General features: G+C 69.8%; 16 protein-coding genes. 3 read left to right on the forward strand and 13 right to left on the reverse strand.

The window, feature by feature from the left end; all coding sequences use genetic code 11:
• Positions 1–125: 125 nt before the first annotated feature.
• Both ACIBX3_RS05805 and ACIBX3_RS05810 read right to left on the reverse strand, forming a co-directional pair.
• A complete protein-coding gene (locus ACIBX3_RS05805; RefSeq protein WP_397113533.1) occupies positions 126–2,384 on the reverse strand; it encodes a glycosyl hydrolase family 95 catalytic domain-containing protein in 2,259 nt (752 codons plus the stop codon).
• Positions 2,381–5,191, reverse strand: coding sequence for a glycosyl hydrolase family 95 catalytic domain-containing protein (locus tag ACIBX3_RS05810; protein WP_397113535.1), 2,811 nt, complete (start codon positions 5,189–5,191; stop codon positions 2,381–2,383). Before ACIBX3_RS05810 ends, ACIBX3_RS05805 begins: the two co-directional genes overlap by 4 nt.
• 232 nt (positions 5,192–5,423) lie before the next feature.
• Here ACIBX3_RS05810 and ACIBX3_RS05815 point away from each other — a divergent pair, with 232 nt between their 5' ends.
• Positions 5,424–6,080, forward strand: coding sequence for a polysaccharide lyase family 7 protein (locus ACIBX3_RS05815; protein ID WP_397113537.1), 657 nt, complete (start codon positions 5,424–5,426; stop codon positions 6,078–6,080).
• Positions 6,081–6,229: 149 nt separating this feature from the next.
• Positions 6,230–6,631: a hypothetical protein gene (locus tag ACIBX3_RS05820; RefSeq protein WP_397113539.1), complete on the forward strand. Its 402-nt coding sequence runs from the start codon at positions 6,230–6,232 to the stop codon at positions 6,629–6,631.
• Positions 6,632–6,675: 44 nt separating this feature from the next.
• Here ACIBX3_RS05820 and ACIBX3_RS05825 read toward each other — a convergent pair whose 3' ends face one another.
• The 4 genes from ACIBX3_RS05825 to ACIBX3_RS05840 are packed head-to-tail and all read right to left on the reverse strand — an operon-like array spanning position 6,676 to position 10,864.
• Positions 6,676–7,500, reverse strand: coding sequence for a carbohydrate ABC transporter permease (locus ACIBX3_RS05825; RefSeq protein WP_397113541.1), 825 nt, complete (start codon positions 7,498–7,500; stop codon positions 6,676–6,678).
• Complete coding sequence (locus ACIBX3_RS05830; RefSeq protein ID WP_397113543.1) at positions 7,497–8,390, reverse strand: carbohydrate ABC transporter permease; 894 nt, start codon at positions 8,388–8,390, stop codon at positions 7,497–7,499. The genes ACIBX3_RS05825 and ACIBX3_RS05830 overlap by 4 nt, the downstream gene beginning before the upstream one ends.
• Entirely contained in the window at positions 8,387–9,646 is a 1,260-nt protein-coding gene (locus ACIBX3_RS05835) for an ABC transporter substrate-binding protein (protein ID WP_397113545.1), read from the reverse strand. Before ACIBX3_RS05835 ends, ACIBX3_RS05830 begins: the two co-directional genes overlap by 4 nt.
• 54 nt (positions 9,647–9,700) lie before the next feature.
• Positions 9,701–10,864, reverse strand: a complete 1,164-nt coding sequence (locus ACIBX3_RS05840; RefSeq protein WP_397113547.1) for a trans-sulfuration enzyme family protein — start codon at positions 10,862–10,864, stop codon at positions 9,701–9,703.
• An 11-nt stretch (positions 10,865–10,875) separates the two neighbouring features.
• On the opposite strand from ACIBX3_RS05840, the gene ACIBX3_RS05845 reads away from it, so the two are divergent.
• Entirely contained in the window at positions 10,876–11,874 is a 999-nt protein-coding gene (locus ACIBX3_RS05845) for a LacI family DNA-binding transcriptional regulator (RefSeq protein ID WP_397113548.1), read from the forward strand.
• Positions 11,875–11,907: 33 nt separating this feature from the next.
• Here the strand turns inward: ACIBX3_RS05845 and ACIBX3_RS05850 are convergent, their stop codons facing one another.
• From ACIBX3_RS05850 to ACIBX3_RS05880, 7 genes are read right to left on the reverse strand one after another with little or no spacing between them, the layout of a single operon-like run.
• Positions 11,908–13,395, reverse strand: coding sequence for a cation acetate symporter (locus ACIBX3_RS05850; protein ID WP_397113550.1), 1,488 nt, complete (start codon positions 13,393–13,395; stop codon positions 11,908–11,910).
• Positions 13,392–13,796 carry a hypothetical protein gene (locus ACIBX3_RS05855; RefSeq protein WP_397113552.1) on the reverse strand — a complete coding sequence of 135 codons (405 nt, stop codon included), beginning with the start codon at positions 13,794–13,796 and terminating at the stop codon, positions 13,392–13,394. Before ACIBX3_RS05855 ends, ACIBX3_RS05850 begins: the two co-directional genes overlap by 4 nt.
• Entirely contained in the window at positions 13,793–14,542 is a 750-nt protein-coding gene (locus ACIBX3_RS05860) for a LytR/AlgR family response regulator transcription factor (RefSeq protein ID WP_397113554.1), read from the reverse strand. Before ACIBX3_RS05860 ends, ACIBX3_RS05855 begins: the two co-directional genes overlap by 4 nt.
• A gap of 33 nt (positions 14,543–14,575) precedes the next feature.
• The gene (locus ACIBX3_RS05865) at positions 14,576–15,757 is read right to left on the reverse strand and encodes a histidine kinase (protein WP_397113556.1); all 1,182 of its coding nucleotides are present in this window, start codon (positions 15,755–15,757) and stop codon (positions 14,576–14,578) included.
• 22 nt (positions 15,758–15,779) lie between these two features.
• On the reverse strand, positions 15,780–16,184 hold the full coding sequence (locus ACIBX3_RS05870; protein ID WP_397113558.1) for an HIT family protein: 405 nt from the start codon (positions 16,182–16,184) through the stop codon (positions 15,780–15,782).
• On the reverse strand, positions 16,181–16,888 hold the full coding sequence (locus ACIBX3_RS05875; RefSeq protein WP_397113560.1) for a DUF1838 family protein: 708 nt from the start codon (positions 16,886–16,888) through the stop codon (positions 16,181–16,183). Before ACIBX3_RS05875 ends, ACIBX3_RS05870 begins: the two co-directional genes overlap by 4 nt.
• Before the next feature lie 15 nt (positions 16,889–16,903).
• The gene (locus tag ACIBX3_RS05880) at positions 16,904–17,920 is read right to left on the reverse strand and encodes a YihY/virulence factor BrkB family protein (RefSeq protein WP_397113562.1); all 1,017 of its coding nucleotides are present in this window, start codon (positions 17,918–17,920) and stop codon (positions 16,904–16,906) included.
• Position 17,921: the final 1 nt, after the last annotated feature.

Consider the following 17,921-nt stretch of genomic DNA (forward strand, 5'->3'; position numbering starts at 1 on the left):
AACGTAAGAGGCGAACCTACCCGGCGTGGAGATACGTAGAGGGGTTGTTCGCCGAGCCGCCGCCGTCCGGCGATGAGTTAGGAATGGTCTGCGGTGAAAGGTCCGTTCAGCGCGACGAACGGTCGCTAGGGCAGGCCCCAGGCAGGCGCGCTGCCGTTCGCCGCGACGTCCCGGGCCTGCGATGGACGGACGCCGCGCCGGGCGACCACGGCGGTCGCGCCCTTGCGGAGCGGGATCTCGATCGTGTCCGTCCCCCGGTACGGCAACGACCTGCCGCGCTCGTCACGCACCTCGAACGGGCCCGCGATGCCGTGCCGCAACCGCAGCGGCTCCCCGGCCTCGCTCCGCACCCTGATCCAGTCGGTACGCCCCCCGTCGCGCGAGGCGTCCACCACGAACGCCCCCTGCGCCCGCAGCCGCTCCACCGAGACGTCGCCCCAGGTCGCCGAGACCGCGGGGAACACCTCCACCACCCCGCCATGACTCTGGACGACCATGTCGAGCAGCGACTGCGCGGCGGCCAGCGGACTCTCGACGGCGAAGTTGGACCCCTCCCGGTACATCGTGTTGGGTGTGATCGCACAGTTGTCGACCACGTTGCCGTCGATGAAGAAGCGCAGGTAGGACAAGGCCTCCTCCGGGTTGCCGAACAGCGTCTCCATCGAGGAGGCCGCGGCGAAGCTGTAGCCGTGCCACCGCTCGCGTATGCTCGCCCAGTGCTCGAAGCTGCGCCGGTCGAGCGACTCGCGCAGGGGATAGAGCCACAGCAGGTGCGAGTAGTGCCGGTGCGACTCGGCGAGCGGCACGTTCGCCCCGATCATGACGCCCTGCTCGTTCCGGTGGTACGGCACCAGCCGCGCGAGGATCTCCCGCCACCGGCCCGCGCGCGGGTCGTCGACGCGGAGCCGGCCGGCGGTGTCGAGCAGGGTCCGGCAGCCCCAGCGGATCAGCGACAGGTCGTAGGTGGCGTCGGAGGCGTTGGCGTACTCGGGCGATCGGGTCTCGGGCAGGTGGAGCTTGCCGTCGGAGCCCTCGACGAGGAACCGGTCGTAGTAGTTGATCGCGCGGGTGAGCACCGGGTACAGGATGTCCTTGAGCACGCGGCCGTCCATGCTGTGCCGGTGGGCGAGCCAGACGTTGTGCATGGCCCAGGTGAGGTTGCCCGTGTGGTCGTTCGGGCTCACGCCCGGGATGCCGACGTAGCGCGGCCCGGGGCGGAGCATGCGGTCGCCCGGATGGCACAGCGCCCAGGAGTTTCCGTCGCGGTATTCGGGCCGGACGTTCAGCTCAAGGTTCTCGTGATATTTCCGGAAGGTCGTGGTGATGGCGTCGAGCTCCGGGTGGTTCGAGCCGTTGACCAGCGGATAGGCGACCTGCACGTTGAGGTTCCACCAGATGTTCGTCCAGCTGTTGCCCACCTCGGGGAACCACGGCCCCCATTCGGTGACGACGGGAGCGTTCTCCCGGGTGGCCGAGGCCATCTTGTAGAGCTGGATCCAGTAGAAGCGCTGCAGCTTCTTGTCCGGGACCGAGACCAGGCTGCGCCGGTGGAACCGCCTCCACCAGAGCCGGTGGAGGAGGACCTGCGCCTCCGGGTTGCCGTCGAGCACCTGGCGCAGCGTGCGCAGTGCCGCCTCGACGCCGGTCGAGTCCGGGAAGCCGTAGGCGATGGTCGCCGCGAGCAGCCGCCTGGAGCCGTGGCGGACCTCACGCCAGGCGGTGGTGTAGCCGCCGCCCGCGTGCATGGGCTGCTCCACGTGCCCGTCGGCGACCACCGGGTCGGGATTGCCGGTGTAGTCGGGCGGGCGGCGGATCGTCCTGGTCGTGTGCGACGGCAGCGGCGTGAACCCCCACGCCGCCGTCTCCTCCCCCGCGCTGGGCGTGAGGGAGACGAGCAGCGCGTCGCGCTGGTTGAGCACGAGCGCGCTCAGCCGCACGCTCCCCTGCGAGGTCGTGACCGTGCCGGTCAGCTCGGCGTGCTCCAGGTCCAGCCGCCAGTCCACACCGGTGACGGTCCCGGCGAAGGTCAGCGTCAGGTAACCGATGGGCAGCCGCGAGTACCCGATCGCCGCCTCCCACTGGCCGCGCTGGTCCTGCACGAGGGAGTGGTTCAGCATGAACCGCAGCACGTTGCCCTCGCCGGACTTCTGGTAGAGGTGCACGCCCAGGAACCCGTTGCCCAGGAACGGCCCCTCCTGCCAGCCGCCCGGCAGCCGCCGCCACACCATGGCGGCGTCCGCCAGGACACCGCCGTGCACGTCCCCGCCGGACGTCGCCGGCGCCCACGCGACCGGTGAAGCCACCGCGGCGGTCGCCTCCGTGCCCGCCACCACGGCGGCCGCCCCGGTCGCGGCCATGAACACGCGTCGCGAGATGCCGGTCATCGGGATCCCTCCAGGGAGAGTGCGAACAGGTGGAGCTGGGGACGGGTGAGCGCGGGCAGGGTGAGCGAGCGCAGTTCCTTGGCCGGGTCGAGCGCGGCCTGGGTCTCGAACAGGCCGACGCGCAGCGTGTTCGCGCCGTTCTGGCCGTGCCGGTGGGTGCAGCGCAGCACCTCGGTGGTGCCGGCGCCGGGCTGGCCGCCCCAGTCGGGCAGGACGAACGGGACCTGGGCGGTGGAGCCGTCGGCGTACGTGGCGGTCAGCGCGGCGCTCACGCTTCCCGAGGTGCCGGCGCCGAGCAGGCGGACCTTGGCGTACGCGCCGGGCGGGACGCTGACGGTCTGGCCCTGGCCGGTGACGTTGTTCTTGACGCCGTCACCGTAGGCGGGGAAGACGAAGCTCAGTCCCTCGTGGGTGAGCGGACCGGCGGGCGGCAGCTCCTCGGCCGGGTAGGTGTAGCCGGAGCCGTCCGCGTTCCCGTCGGTCATGGCCTCGTGTGTGGAGACGCCGTCGTTGTCGAAGTGCGCCGACAGATCCACCGGCGTGGTGCGCCCGGGCGGCGGGACGGGTGGCAGACCCCATGGATCGCCCGGCTTGGCGATCTTCACGGGCGCGATGACCGGGTCGGGCCGGCGGCCGGTGTAGAGCAGCACCTCCTGTCCCCGGGCCAGGGTGATCTCCACGATGCCCCCGCCCAGGTCCTTCACCCGCGCGGGCCGTCCGCTGCCGAGCACTGCGGTCAGCGGCCCGTCGAGCCCGTGTTTGATCCGCAGCGGCTCGCCGGCCAGGCTCCGGACCCGGATGAAGCCGGTGCGCCCGCCCTGCCGTACGGCCGAGACGAGGAACGCGCCCTCGGTCCTGAAGTCGTGCAGCGTGACGTCCTGCCAGGCCGCGGGCACGGCGGGGAAGACGCGCACGATCCCGCCCCAGCTCTGGCAGAGCAGGTCGTGGATGGACTGCGCGGCCGACAGCGGCGTCTCGATGACCGGCCCCGCCTCGGCGTAGTGGGTGTTGGCCCGGCACGGGTAACGGCTGGCCGGGTCGAAGAACCGCTCCAGGTAGGACAGCGCGGTGTCGCCCTTGCCCATCATGGCGTAGAGCGAGCACGCGCCGGTGTAGCTGTAGCCGCGGTGCGCGCTGGTCAGCGACTGCCAGTGGACGACGGACTTCTCGATGAGCTCCCGGTGCTCCGGCTGGTCCCAGTTGACCAGGTAGAGCGGGTAGACCATGAGGAGGTGGGAGTAGTGGCGGTGGGACTGCGCGTACGGCGTGTTCGCCCCGATCATGAAGCCGTCGGCGTCCACCGGGTACTCGGCGAGCTTGTCCAGCACCTCCTGCCACTTCGCCTTGAGGGGGTCGTCGATCCTGAGGCGGGCGGCCGAGTCCAGCAGCGTCCGGCAGCCCCACCTGATCAGCGCCAGGTCGTAGTTGGTGTCCTGCGGCGGCGTGACGGGGTATTCGGGTGACAGCGTGCTCGGCAGGTGCAGTCTGCCGTCGGCGCCCGGGGTCAGGAAGTGCAGGTAGTAGTTGATCGCCCGGCGCAGCAGCGGGAAGACCGTGTCGCGCAGCACCTTGTCGTCCATGGTGTGCCGGTAGGACAGCCAGGCGTTGTGCAGCGCCCAGGTGAGGTCGCCGACCTCCGCGCCCGAGCCGGGCGTGCCGACACCGCGGGTGGCGAACATGTCGGAGCTGCGGCCCACGCCGGCCGAGTCCTCACGGTACGCCGCCGGCACGTTGTTGATCAGCTGCTGCCGGTTGAGGTCGAGCGTGCTGGTGAGCGAGTCCAGCTCCAGGTGGTTGGAGCCGTTGATGAGCCAGTATTCGAGCTGCACGTTGAGGTTCCACCACACCGCCGGCCACGGGGTGGGCTCCAGCCAGGGCCCCGTGGTGGCCATGACCGGTCCGCCCGCGCGACTGGCGGCGGCGACCTTGTAGAGCTGGATCCAGTAGAAGCTCTGTAACCGCTGGTCGGGCAGGGAGACGAAGCTCTTGCCGTAGAAGTCGTGCCACCAGTCGCGGTGCCGCTTGCGCATGATCCCGTAGGGCCGGGCACCCCGGATCATGCCGAGTGCGGTCTCCTGGGCGTCGGCGGACGGGAAGCTGTGGGCGACGGCGACCAGGAGCGTGCCGTCCTTGACGCGGTGGGCGGTGGCGGTCTGCCCGCCGCCGGTGAGCGGCTGGACCACCTGCTCGATCCCGTCGGTGGTGGCGGTGGTCCAGGGCGGGTTGGGGGTGTAGCCGCTCGGCGGGGCCTCCGTGGCCGAGCGGGGGCTGACGGCCGCCTCGGGGTGGAACGTCCAGCGCACCTGCTCCTCGCCGCTCGCCTCCGCCTTGACGACCAGGATCTCGTCGTGGATGAACGCGGTGAAGGCCAGCTTGCCCTTGTCGGTGGTGATCGTGCCGGTGACCTCGGCGTCGTACAGGCTGAGCCTCCAGTCGACGGCGGTGATCGTGCCGGCGGGATCGAGGGTCATGTGGCCGACCGGCAGGCGGCAGGTGCCCCACCCGCTGCCGAACTGCGGCCGGTGGTCCTGCACGCGGCCGTGCTGCACGGTGAAGCGGATCTTGTTCTGGTTCGGCTCCTGGTAGACCATGCTGCCCAGCAGGCCGTCGCCCAGGAACGGGCCCTCGTGCCAGGCCTTGGGCAGCCGACCCCAGACGAGGTCCTGACCCTTGAGGAAATCGGGCCAGGACAGCCGCTCCCGCAGCCGCCATGGACGGGCGTGCTCGGGGGAGGCGTGCGCGGCCGTGGGGGCGAGTGCGAGCGCCAGCCCACCTGCGGCGGTGCCGAGCACGGCGCGACGGGACAACGGATGATCGTAGGGGGGTGTCATCACTTCTCCGGCTCACGGTCGATACATCGGATCTTTGATGTGTATGACACATGGATTTGACTCCGTCAACCCACACGGATCCTCCACCGAAACCCTCAATAAACCTTCCTTTCTACTCATGATGGCTCTAGCCTGCGGATGAGCAAACCCGCGGACCTCCCGCGCATCACCGCAAAATCTCATGCTGGAAAATTCGTTGGAGGTATCCATGTCACACCCCCGTACGGCCACTGCTCTCGCCTTACTGGTCACCCTCGTCTCGGCGACCCCCGCGAACGCCGCCGCCGACCCCACGGACGGCTGGCGGCAGACCACGTTCACCTACAACCTGCAGAAGCCGTGGAACCTGAGCCTGAGCCAGCGCTACGCGTACGACTCGGCCACCGGCACGCACCGGATGTGGGTCTACTCGACCGACGAGCCCATGACGGAGAGCTCGACCACGGACCCGCGCACCGAGATGCGCTGGAAGCAGGAGTACACCTCCGGCAGGCACATGTGGGACGCCGACGTGTACGTCCCCGCCGGCACGGACGGCGCCACGATCATGCAGATCCTCCGGGTCAGGCACCCCGCGGGCACCCCCGCGACCGACTTCATGGTCAACGCGTTCAACCAGAACGGCGGCACCATCAGGATCTACAACGGGACCGTGCTCAAGACCGGCGTCTACAACACCTGGTTCAACCTCAAGGTCGCGCACGACGCCACCGCCGGGAAGATCGAGGTCTACCTCGACGACCAGCGCGTGGCCACCGTCTCCGACCGCGGCCCGGCCACCCGCCACTTCAAGAACGGCGTCTACCACCACGGGAACGGCCGCGCCGAGTCCCGCTTCCGCGACATCCGCTACTGGGTCAGGTGACGCGCCACCGGCCTCATCGGTCACCACGGTCCCGGCGGACGGTCGCGGTGTGCGTGTGTGGTCTATGAAGGTGCGTCGAGTGCCAATGACATGGGGTGCCGCGGCGGCGCACGCTGGGCGGACAAGACCAGGACGAAAGGAGAATCCACATGTCAGCGATGGTCATTCGCCGTGGCCTCGCCGTCGTCGCCCTCGCTGCCACCGGCATCCTCGGGGGGATGGCAGAGTCCGCATCAGCACACCCTGTGCCCGGGTGCAACAGCAAAACGTACCCGGGATACTCCGTCCGGCACCTCCACCTGTACCTGAGCGACCCAGCCGTTGCCGTCTGCAAGGCTCACAGGCATATCGGTGGCGGGAAATTCCAGGTCTTCTACAAGATCAAGGGCCGAGGCGGCCCCAGGCAGGTTCAGGTTCAGAACGACGGAACGCTCGTCCGCACGTATCTCGTGAGAGGCGGGACGGGCACGATAAAGGGCCGGCTCCAGGGCCACCGCACTTTCTTCAGGGCCTGCCGCACCAACGGCACGGTCTGCGGCCCGTGGCGATGACTACTGGCGTTCTCGCCGAGATCCATGATTTCGGCGAGGATGCGTCAGCCCTTGACCGCGCCCGCCGTCAGCCCTTCTACGATGTAGCGGCGGATGGCGGCGAACAGGACGAGCGTGGGCACGACCGACACCACGGTCGCGGCGGCCATAGATCCCCAATCGATATCGTACTGAGTAATAAAGGAATTCATGGCGACCGGGATCGTCTTGGCGTCCTCGCTGTCGATGAAGGTGATCGCCAGGAACAACTCATTCCAACACTGGACAAACGCGAAAATAAACGTCGCCGCGATCCCCGGCAGCATGACCGGGATCACCACCCGCACCATGGCCACCAGCCGCGACGCCCCGTCCACTTGCGCGGCCTCTTCCAGAGCGACCGGCACCCGCTCGTAGAAGCCGCGCATGATGATCGTGGCGAACGGCACCAGCATGGCGACGTACACGAGCATGAGCCCGGCGAGCCGGTTGAGCAGGTCGAGGTCGGACATCAGCAGGTAGAGCGGGCCGAGCGCGATGAACAGCGGGAGCATCTGGGTGACCAGGTACGCCAGCATCACCGCCCCTCGGCCGGGGAAGGCGAAGCGGGCGAGGGTGTAACCGCCCAGCACCCCGATCACCGTCACCACCCCGGCCGCGACCAGGGACACCATGAGGCTGTTGAGCAGGTACGTCCCGAAGTCGGCGAAGGAGAACAGCTCCGCGTAGTGCTCGAACGTCACGGTGCCCGGCCAGTACTTGAGCGGCATCGAGAAGATCTCGGACTTGGGCTTGAGCGAGGTGACGACGATCCAGTACAGCGGGAAGAGCGTGATCAGCAGCCAGACGGCCAGCACGATCACCTTGGCCGCGGTCGCGAGACGTTTCATCGGGCCTTCTCGAATCTCGTCGCGTTGAGGTAGAAGACGCTGAAGGCCAGCAGCAGGCCGAGGACGAGCAGGCCCACCGCGCCGGCGCGGCCGTAGTCGCCGCCGATGACCTGCTGGATGAGGAAGGTCGTGACGATGTCGGTACTGCCGGCCGGGCCGCCGCCGGTCATCGAATAGATCAGGTCCGGGAAGTTCAGGATCCAGATGATGCGCAGCAGCACGATCAGCGCCAGCGTGGGCCGGATGTGCGGCAGCGTGACGTGCCAGAACTGCCGCAGCCGCGAGGCCCCGTCCACGGACGCCGCCTCGTAGAGCTCCTTGGGGACCGACTGCAGCGCGGCCATGATCATGATGGCGAAGAACGTCACGCCGTACCAGATGTTGGCCACGATCACCGACGTCATCGCCCATCCCGGCGAGGCCAGGAAGCCGATGCGCTGGTCGATGATCCCGGTCTTGAGCAGCAGGTCGTTGATCACCCCGAACTGCCCGTTGAACATCCACCGCCACAGCAGCCCGATGAGGAACCCCGACATGGCCCACGGGAAGAACACCCACGCCTGGTAGAGGCCGCGGCCCCGGAAGTGGCGCCGCAGCAGCAGCGCCAGCCCGAACCCGAGGAAGAACTGGAAGAACAGCGACACGACCACCCACGTGCCGGTGTTCCGCAGCGCTGTCCAGAACCGCTCCTCGGCCAGCACAGCACGGAAGTTCTCCAGGCCGATGAAGGGCGTCGAGGTGATGTCGAACAGGTTGTAGCGCTGGAAGGCCATCGCCACGCCACGGAGCACCGGGTAGTACGTGAACAGCGCCACGAACACCACGCCGGGCAGCAGGCACAGCGCGATGAACCCGGCCCGGCGCGAGGTGAAGGTGCGAGCAGCGCTCACGACACCTTCTTGGCCTGGTCGGTCCAGAAGGCGTCCCATGACTTGAGCACCTCGGCGATGGTCTTCTTGCCGGTGATCAGCGCCTGGACGTCACGGTCGGAGTCGACGCCCCACTGGCTCCAGCCCGGGTAGTCGACCGGCCTGATGGTGATCACCTGCTTGGGATCCTGCTGCGCCTCCAGGTACGCCTTCCACGCGCCCTGCGAGAACTGCGGGTCGCTCTGCGCCTGCTTGGAGATCGGGATCAGCGAGTTGCCCTTGGCGAAGGCGATGCTCTGCTTGGCCTCCGACAGGAACTGCACGAGCTTGACCGCCTCCTTCGGGTGCTTGGTGAAGGAGGTGGCGCCCCAGCCGGCGTAGCCGACGGGCTGGAAGGCGTACCCGCTGGGGCCCTTGGGGATGGGGGCGGTGGACCAGGCCGTCATGCCGCTGTCCTCGACCGTCTTGATCACTTCCGGGTCCTGGATGAGCATGCCGGTGACGCCCGAGGTGAAGCCCTGGACCATCTCGGGGTAGCCCCAGGACACCGAGTCGGGCGGCGACGCCTCCTTGAAGATCTTGACGTACAGATCCATGGCCTGGGCGGCCTCGGGGGTGGAGAAGATCGTCCGCTTGTCCTTCAGGTAGAAGGACTTCTCGGGGTTGAGTGCCTCGCCGTTGTACGCGCTGATCATCTGCACCGCGTAGTCGGCGCCGCCCTTGCCGCCCCTGAACGAGTAGCCGTAGCGGTCGCCCGAGGTCATCTTCTTGCCGGCCTCGTAGAGCTCCTGCCACGTGGCCGGGGGCTGGGCCACGCCCCAGTCCGTACGGTAGAACAACGTCCGCTGGTAGAACCCGTACGGGATCAGGTAGGCCTTGCCCCCGACCTCGACGGCCTTCTTCTGGGCCAGCTCGGTCAGGTCCGCCCAGCCGGCCCAGTCGGAGGTGGGCAGCTCGGCCAGCCAGCCGTTGTTGGAGAAGGACTTGGCCGTGTGGTCGCGCACTTCCAGCACGTCCAGGTCCTTCTTGGTCTGCAGGATCTGGGTGATCTTCTGGTCGGCGCTGTCGAGTGGCGGCGAGACGAGCTCGACCGTGACGCCCGGGTTGGCCTTCTCGAAGTCGGCGATCAGGGTCTTGATGAGCTTCGTGCGCTCGGGACTCGTCAGGCTCTCGATCATCCGGAGCCGTATCTCGCCCGAGGACGACGAGCCGCCGGAGCCGCAACCCGCGAGCACCAGCGTGGCGGCGACCGCGGTCGCCAGGAGGGGCGTTCTCATGATGAGTCTCCCGCGTTTCGAACAGCGCGCCGAGGGTTTAGACAGCGCTGTCAGTCACGCTAGGCGAGCGACCCCTTCCAGCGCTAGACCGAGATCCTTGATCAATGTGTCGGCGGGCTCCAGGCCGACCGAGAGCCGGACGAGGCCGGCGGGGATGCCCATGGTGGCCCGCACGCTCTCCTCGGTGGACAGCGCGGGCGCGTTCACCAGGCTCTCGAAGCCTCCCCAGGACACGCCGATCCTGAAATGCCGCAATTTATCGAGAAAAATTCCGACCTCTTGCCGTGAGTCCGTCGCCAGCTCGATGCTGAACAGGCTGGAGAACCCCGCCATCTGGCGCATCGCAACGGCATGCCCGGGATGCGACGGCAGCCCCGGATGGTTCACCGCCCGCACCGCCGGATGGTCGGCCAGGAACGCGGCCACCGCCAGCCCCCGCTCCTGGTGGGCCGTCATCCGCACGGGCAGCGTCCGCAGCCCCTTGATCACCTTGGCCGCGTCGTGCGGCGACATGGCGGCGCCGTAGAGCTGGTACTCGGTCAGCGCCAGCGGCCTGATCAGCCGCGACGGCCCCACCACGACACCGCCCACGAGGTCGCTGTGGCCCCCGATGTACTTGGACAACGAGTGGACGACCAGATCGACGCCCATGGTCAGCGGCTTCTGGAAGATCGGCGTGGACCAGGTGTTGTCCATCACCGTCACCAGTCCCCGCTCCCGCGCCCACCCGGTCACCTCGGCGATGTCGACGACGGCGTAGGCCATGTAGGACGGGGACTCGAAGTAGAGTAGGCGCGTGTCCGGCCTGATAGCGCTGTCACCTTCCGCGAGGTCATCGACGTGCGTATGCGTGACGCCGTACTTCTCCAGGTAGCGCAGGAACTGCGTGGTGGGCCCGTAGACCGCGCCGAGCACCAGCACGTGGTCGCCGGCCGATACGAGCGACGAGATCGTCGCCGAGATGGCGCCCATCCCGGAGCCGAAACACTTGGCCCGTTCTCCCCGCTCCAGCGCCGCCAGCTTACGCTGGGCAAGATCGACCGTCGGGTTGGTCCCCCGCCAGTAGACGTACCGCTCGTCCTCGTTCCTGACCGCCTCGCCCAGTTCCTCCGCGGTCGCGAACGTGAACAGCGAGTTCTCGAACACCGGCGGGTTGACCGCGCCCAGCACCCACGGCTCGTCCTCGCCCAGCCGGCCACAGATCCAATCGTCATCCATGGGGGCAGAGTATGACAACCAACACCCGCAAGCCGACCATGGCGGACGTGGCCCGGCACGCGGGCGTGAGTCTGAAAACCGTCTCCCGGGTGGTCAACCAGGAGCCGCACGTCCGGGCCTCCTTGCAGCAGCGGGTGCACGAGGCGATCAGCGAGCTCGGCTACCGCCGCAACGAGGCCGCCGCCCGCCTGGCCAGGGGCGCGACCATGCTGACGCTCGGGCTGGTGATGGAGAACATCTCCAACGAGTTCTACTCGCGCCTGGCCGCCGCGGTGGAGGCGGCCGCGGCCGGGCACGAGGCTCTCGTCGTGTTCGGCTCGTACGAGGAGAGCCCGGACAAGGAGCGCATGCTGATCGAGTCCATGTACGCGCGCGGCGTGGACTCCCTGATCGTCGTCCCCTCGGCGGCCGACCACGCCTGGCTGGCCGAGCACCCGAACCTGCGCATGGTGTTCGTGGACCGCGTACCGCGCGGGCTGGAGGGGGCCGACGTGGTGGTGCTCGACGACGTACGGGGCGGGCGCGCGGCCACCGAGCACCTGCTGGCCCGCGGCCACCGGCGGATCGCGCTGATCTCCGACGACGACGGGCTGAGCTCGGTCCACGACCGCGCCTGCGGCTATCGCGCCGCCCTCCGCGCGGCGGGGGTGGCGGGCGACGACACGCTGGTGGTGCGGGGGGTGTTCGATCCGTGGCGGGTGTCGCACGAGGTCTGCAGGCTGCTGGACCTGCCCGACCCGCCGACGGCGTTCTTCGCCGCCAACAACCGGGCCGCGATCGGGATCCTGCAGGCGCTGCGGGACAGGCCGGAGCGGCCCGCGTACGTGGGGTTCGACGACTTCGCGCTGGCGGACGTGTTCAGCCCGGGGGTGACGGTGGTGCGCTACGACGTGGCCCGCCTGGCCCGCAGCGCGGTGGACCTGCTGCTGAACCCCGCACCGGCGCCGCGCCGGGTGAAGGTGCCGGTGGAGCTGGTGGCCAGAGGTTCGGGAGAGCTGCCGCCTCCCTGAGAGATCGCGGCGTGCCCGTGTGTCCGATTCCTCTCAGGACGAGCGGGGGCGCCAGTCGCCGCGGTCGAGGTCCAGGTCTTCCGGGGTGTGGAGGCGGACCATGGTCCTGGCGACGCCGGCCGGGACGCGGTGCGGGGTCAGGAACGACACCGCCACCATCACCGCGAACGCGATCGGCACCGTCCACGCCGCGGGCTGGGCCAGCAGCGCCTTCGTCAAACCGCCGTACGGTGTGCCGGAGATCGTGGCCAGCACCGCGGCACAGGCGAGTCCGCCGCCCACGAACAACCCCGCCAGCGCCCCCGTGGTGGTGAGCCGGCGCCACCAGATCCCCAGCACGAGCAGCGGGCAGAACGACGAGGCCGCCACCGCGAACGCCAGCCCCACCACGTCCGCCACCGGCAGCGCCCGCGCCCACAGCGCCAGCGCGAGCGGCACCGCCACGGCCATGAGCGTGGCGATCCTGAACGAGCGCACGCTCCCCTTGAGCAGGTCCTGGGCGAGCACCCCGGCCACGGACACGGTCAGCCCGGACGAGGTGGACAGGAACGCGGCGAACGCCCCGGCCGTGACCAGTGCCGTCAGCAGGTCGCCCAGCGTGCCGCCGATCATCCGGGCGGGCAGCGTCAGCACGACCGTGTCCGTGCGCACCAGGTCGGGGGTGTAGAGGCGGCCGAGCCACCCGTACAAGGCGGGCAGCAGGTAGAAGGCGCCGAGCAGCGACAGGACCACCAGCGTCGTCCGGCGGGCGGCCCGGCCGTCCGGGTTGGTGTAGAAGCGCACGAGCACGTGCGGCAGCCCCATGGTGCCCAGGAACGTGGCCAGGATCAGCGAGTACGTCGAATACAGCCCGTACTCCTTGCTCCCCGCCAGCGGCACCTGCCAGGTGGCGGCGACCTGCGGGCTGACCCCGGGAGAGCCGTCGGCGTGCCAGGCCATCAGCAGGAACACCAGCGGCACGGCCAGCGCCGTCAGCTTGAGCCAGTACTGGAACGCCTGCACGAACGTGATCGACCGCATGCCGCCCGACAGCACGTTCACCGCCACGACCACCGCGACCAGCAGCCCGCCGACCCACACGGGCGCGCCGGTGATCGTGCGCAGCACCAGTCCGGCGCTCTGGAACTGCGGCATCAGGTAGAGCCAGCCGATCAGCACGACGAGCACGCTCGCGGTGCGGCGCACGGTCATCGACTCGAGCCTGGCCTCGGCGAAGTCCGGCAGCGTGTACGCCCCGGAGCGGCGCAGCGGCGCCGACACCAGCACCAGCAGCACCAGGTAGCCGCCGGTCCACCCGACGGGCAGCCACAACATGTCCACGCCGAAGGACAGGATGAGCCCGGCGACGCCCAGGAACGAGGCCGCCGACAGGTACTCTCCGCCGATGGCGGAGGCGTTCCAGAGCGGGCTGACCGTGCGGGAGGCGACGTAGAAGTCGGACGTGGTGCGGGAGACCCTGATGCCGAACGCCCCGATGAGCACGGCCGCCACCACGACGACGAGGACAGCTGTCAGGCTCATCGGCGTTCGACCAGCTCGGCGAAGTGGCGTTCGTTGCGTTCGGCCTGGCGGACGTACAGCCAGGCGCCGATGACGAAGGCGGGGTAGATGAGGCCGGCGAGCACCGCCCACGGGAGCGGCACGCCGAGCAGGTGCACCTGGCGCAGCTCCGGGATGAGCAGGAACAGCAGCGGCAGCCCGCCGATCACGCAGGCCAGCACAGTGCAGACGAACAGCGCGAGCCGGAACTGGGTGCGCAGCAGCGAGCGCATGTAGACCTCGCCGAGCCGGGTCTGCTCGTCGATCTCGCGGGTGGCGGGGTACCGCGGGCGGCGGGCGGCGGCGGTGCGCGGGCTCATCACCGTGACGCGTCGCGGCGTCTCGCGGGGGATCCTGCGCGTGGGGCGCGTGTCGGGGCTCATTCGGGTCTGCCCTTCCGCGCCCGGCGTACCAGCAGGTCGCGTAGCTCGCGTGTGTGCCTGCGGCTGACCGGGAGCTCGGTGTCGCCGACCCGCACGGTGCATTTGCCCGAGTCGATGTGCAGCTCCTCGATGTGCCTGACGGCCACCAGGTGGCTGCGGTGCACCCGGACGAACCCGGCGGAGGCCCAGCGCTCCTCCAGCGTGGCCAGCGGGATGCGGACGAGGTGGCTGCCGGCCGCGGTGTGCAGCCGCGCGTAGTCGCCCTGCGCTTCCACGTACATCACGTCGGCGCTGGAGACGAACCGCGTCACCCCGCCCAGCTCGACCGGGATCGTGTCGCTCTCGCCGCCCTCCACGGGGACGTCGGCCGACACCGCGACCCGCCGGATGGCCTCCGCCAGCCGCTCGGGGCGCACCGGTTTGAGCAGGTAGTCCTCGGCCTTGATCTCGAAGGCGTCCACGGCGTGCTCCTCGTACGCCGTCACGAACACCACCCGGGGAGGGTTGGCGAACTGCGACAGCAGCCGGCCGAGCACCACCCCGTCCAGTCCGCGCATCCTGATGTCGAGGAACACCGCGTCGATGGGCTTGCCGTCGGCGATGGCCCGGTCGAGCAGCCGCAGGGCCGCGGCGCCGTCCCTCGCGGTGGCCACCTCGCCGATGCGGGGGTCGGCGCGCAGCAAGTACGACAGGTCTTCGAGGGCGGGCAGCTCGTCATCGACCGCGAGGACCCGGAGTTGTGCCATAGATAGTGATAAAACCGACAACAAAGATCGAGGTCAACGGGCAGAGACGCCCGGGTGATATTTCGGCAACCTGATGTTGACCTTGGTGCCCGCGCCGGCGCCGGTCTCGACGACGAGGCCGTACTCGTCGCCGTACACCTGACGCAGCCTCTCGTCCACGTTGGCCAGCCCGACGCCGCCCGCCGGAGCGATGTCACCCGCGAGGATCCGGCGCAGGCGGTCGGGGTCCATGCCGAGCCCGTCGTCCTCGACGCTGAGGCGGCACTCGGCCCCGGCGTCCTCGGCGACGATCGTGATCCGGCCGACGCCGTTGCGGCTCTCCAGGCCGTGCCTGACGGCGTTCTCGACCAGGGGCTGCAGGCACAGGAACGGCACCGCGACCGGCAGCACCTCGGGCGCGATGCGCAGCGTGACCTGCAGCTGGTCGCCGAACCTGGCCCGTTCCAGAATCAGGTAGCGGTCGATCGAGCGCAGCTCCTCGGCCAGCGTGGTGAACTCGCCGTGCCGGCGGAAGGAGTAGCGGGTGAAGTCGGCGAACTCCAGCAGCAGCTCCCTGGCCCGCTCAGGGTCGGTGCGGACGAAGGAGGCGATCGTGGTGAGCGAGTTGTAGATGAAGTGCGGCGAGATCTGCGCCCGCAGCGCCCGCACCTCGGCCTCCATGAGCCGGGTGCGGGAGCGGTCCAGCTCGGCCAGCTCCAGCTGCGAGTCCACCCATCCGGCCACCTCCTGGGCGGCCCTGACGAGCCCAGCCGAGGCGCTCTGCCCGTAGGCGGCCAGCGCGCCGACGACCCGGTCGTCGGTGGTGAGCGGCACGACCACGGCCTGCCTGATCGGGCATTCGAGCAGCTCGCAGTCGATGGCCAGGACCTGGGTGCGGCCGTCCTTCAAGGTGGCGGCGGCGTGTTCGAAGGCCTGGTCGGCGTGGTGGTCGTCGCCGGCGCCGTCGTAGACGAGCAGCCGCTCGCCGTCGGTGATCGCCAGGGCGGCCGAGCCGAGCAGGGCGCGCAGGTGCCGCGAGGCGCGCTCGGCGCCGTCGGCGGTGAGCCCGGCGCGCAGCGGCGGCCCGGCCAGCGAGGCGGTGTGCAGGGTCTCGAACGTGGCCCGCTCCGCCGGGCTGGTGCCCAGCTCGCGGCGGCCCCGCATGACGCGCCACAGCACGATCGCCGGCACGCCCATGAGGACCGCGACCACAACGACGCCGACGAGGTACTCCACGCGGCCAGAGCCTAGCGCCCGATCAGAGTGCTCCGGCGATCCTGGCGGCGTACGAGGCGGCCTCCTCGGCGGAGTCGTATTTCGTGCGCGGCCAGAAGAAGCCGCGCAGCCCGTCCTTGTTGTTCCGCGGCACCACGTGGACGTGCAGGTGGGCGACGCTCTGGCTGACCCTGTTGTTCATGGCCACGAACGTGCCGCCGGCCTCCAGGCCCTCCTCGACCGCCCTGGCCATGGCCTGCACGCGTTCGAAGAACGGCCCGACGTCGCCGAGGTCGCCCAGCGTCTCGACGTGCGCCCGGGGCACGACGAGCACATGTCCCTTGAAGACCGGCCGGGCGTCGAGGAACGAGACCGCCACCTCGTCGGATCGCACCAGGTGGGCGGACCGCTCACCGGCGATGATTTCGCAGAACAGGTCGGGGCTCACCGTCCGCCCCTGTCGGCGAAGGCCGTCCAGCTCGTCATGTTGGGCCCGCCCCACTCCTCGGGCGCGTGCAGGAACCGCTCACCCACGCGCTCGCGCAGCCGCTCGGGCACCTCCGGCACCTTGGCGCCCCGGCAGTGGTAGACCAGCCCGCCACCGCGCTGTCCCATCGCCATCCAGGGCAGCCACGGCGAGACCCGGCACCAGGAGAACACGCACGGCACGTCGGCCACGCCGGAGTCCAGGTCCGCGGCGGAGACGAAGAACTGGAACAGCTCCAGCGCCCGGTACGTGTCGCTCGCCGAGTTCTCCGGATAGTCGGCGACCTTGAGCGGCGACGGGTAGGCCAGCCGCACGTCGATGTTGTAGACCACCTGGCCGCCCAGGCGCGTCGCCGGCACCGGGTAGGCGCCGAGCCGCTGGTTGACCGGGTCGTTGAAGACGTGGCGCACCTCGACCGCCCGTCCCGTGAGCGGGTTGTCCCAGGTGTCGAGCACCTCCCTGGTCCCGGGGTCGAGGTAGAGCGCGGCCTCCCTGGTCAGCAGCTGCCAGCCGGCGTCGGTCTCGACCGCCCTGGCCACGTTGATCCCCTCGAACCCGAACAGGTGGTGCGGGCCGTCGTCGTCCTGCCACCCGTAGACGTCGCCGGTCCAGTAGGAGATCGTCTCCGCGCCGTCGGCGGAGGCGCGTACCCGGATGAAGTCCATGATCCGCAGGCTACTTCACTCCGGCAGGTTGTCGACCTCCGGCGGATCCCGTGGCACCGCGTACGGTTCCCGCTCGGCCGGCTGTCCCTCGGCGATGCTGCGCTGCCTGATCAGCTCGGCGTCCAGCTCCGCGCCGAACAGCAGCGCCATGTTCGACAGCCACAGCCAGACGAGGAACACCACCACGGCCGCCAGGGTCCCGTACGTCCGGTTGTAGGAGCCGAAGGAGGCGACGTACAGGGCGAAGCCGCCGGAGACGATCACCCACAGCACCACCGCGAGCACGCTCCCCGGCGTGATCCAGCGCATGCCGGGCTGGCGCACGTTCGGCGCCGCCCAGTACAGCAGCATGATCAGCCCGGCGGCGACCACGACCATGAGCGGCCACTTGAGGATGTTCCAGGTGACCACCACCGCGGTTCCCAGGTTCAGCGCCTCGCCGACGGCCTCGGCGATGTCGCCGGTGAGCGTCACCGCGATCGCGCCGAGCGCGAGCAGCACGGTCGCCAGCACCGTGAGGCCGATCCTGAGCGGGGTCGTCTTCCAGAACGGGCGGCCCTCCTCGATGTCGTAGATGGCGTTGCCCGCCCTGATGAAGGCCGCGACGTAGCCGGAGGCCGACCACAGGGCGAACAGCAGCCCGGCGACGGCCACGAGGCTCGCCGTGCCGCCGCCGCCCTGGGCCGCCTGCGCGCCCTTCACGATGAGGTCCCGCACCTCGGTGGGCACCAGCACCACGAGGCTGCCGACCAGCGCGGCGGCGTCGTCCCTGCCGAGCAGCCCGAACACCGCCACGAGCACGATCAGCGCCGGGAAGACGGACAGCACGGCGTAGTAGGTGAGCCCGGCCGCCAGGTCCTGGACGCGGTCGTCCTTGAACTCGGCGACCGTGCGCCGCAGGACCTTCCACCAGGCGGTGCGGGGTAGCTCGGCGGGGCGTTGCGGGACGTCTCGGGTGCGTTGCGGGACGTCTCCGGGCCGTTGCGGGACGTCTCCGGGCCGTTCCGGGACGTCCCGGGGGGACGACGGCACC

Source organism: Nonomuraea sp. NPDC049480, assembly GCF_044465905.1.
Classification (GTDB): domain Bacteria; phylum Actinomycetota; class Actinomycetes; order Streptosporangiales; family Streptosporangiaceae; genus Nonomuraea.

Coding starts and splice junctions, on each gene's coding strand:
- ACIBX3_RS05835 (WP_397113545.1), bottom strand. CDS start 9,646: ATGAGAACGCCCCTCCTGGCGACCGCGGTCGCCGCCACGCTGGTGCTC.
- ACIBX3_RS05805 (WP_397113533.1), bottom strand. CDS start 2,384: ATGACCGGCATCTCGCGACGCGTGTTCATGGCCGCGACCGGGGCGGCC.
- ACIBX3_RS05850 (WP_397113550.1), bottom strand. CDS start 13,395: ATGAGCCTGACAGCTGTCCTCGTCGTCGTGGTGGCGGCCGTGCTCATC.
- ACIBX3_RS05875 (WP_397113560.1), bottom strand. CDS start 16,888: ATGGACTTCATCCGGGTACGCGCCTCCGCCGACGGCGCGGAGACGATC.
- ACIBX3_RS05825 (WP_397113541.1), bottom strand. CDS start 7,500: ATGAAACGTCTCGCGACCGCGGCCAAGGTGATCGTGCTGGCCGTCTGG.
- ACIBX3_RS05845 (WP_397113548.1), top strand. CDS start 10,876: ATGACAACCAACACCCGCAAGCCGACCATGGCGGACGTGGCCCGGCAC.
- ACIBX3_RS05855 (WP_397113552.1), bottom strand. CDS start 13,796: ATGAGCCCCGACACGCGCCCCACGCGCAGGATCCCCCGCGAGACGCCG.
- ACIBX3_RS05860 (WP_397113554.1), bottom strand. CDS start 14,542: ATGGCACAACTCCGGGTCCTCGCGGTCGATGACGAGCTGCCCGCCCTC.
- ACIBX3_RS05820 (WP_397113539.1), top strand. CDS start 6,230: ATGTCAGCGATGGTCATTCGCCGTGGCCTCGCCGTCGTCGCCCTCGCT.
- ACIBX3_RS05815 (WP_397113537.1), top strand. CDS start 5,424: ATGTCACACCCCCGTACGGCCACTGCTCTCGCCTTACTGGTCACCCTC.
- ACIBX3_RS05840 (WP_397113547.1), bottom strand. CDS start 10,864: ATGGATGACGATTGGATCTGTGGCCGGCTGGGCGAGGACGAGCCGTGG.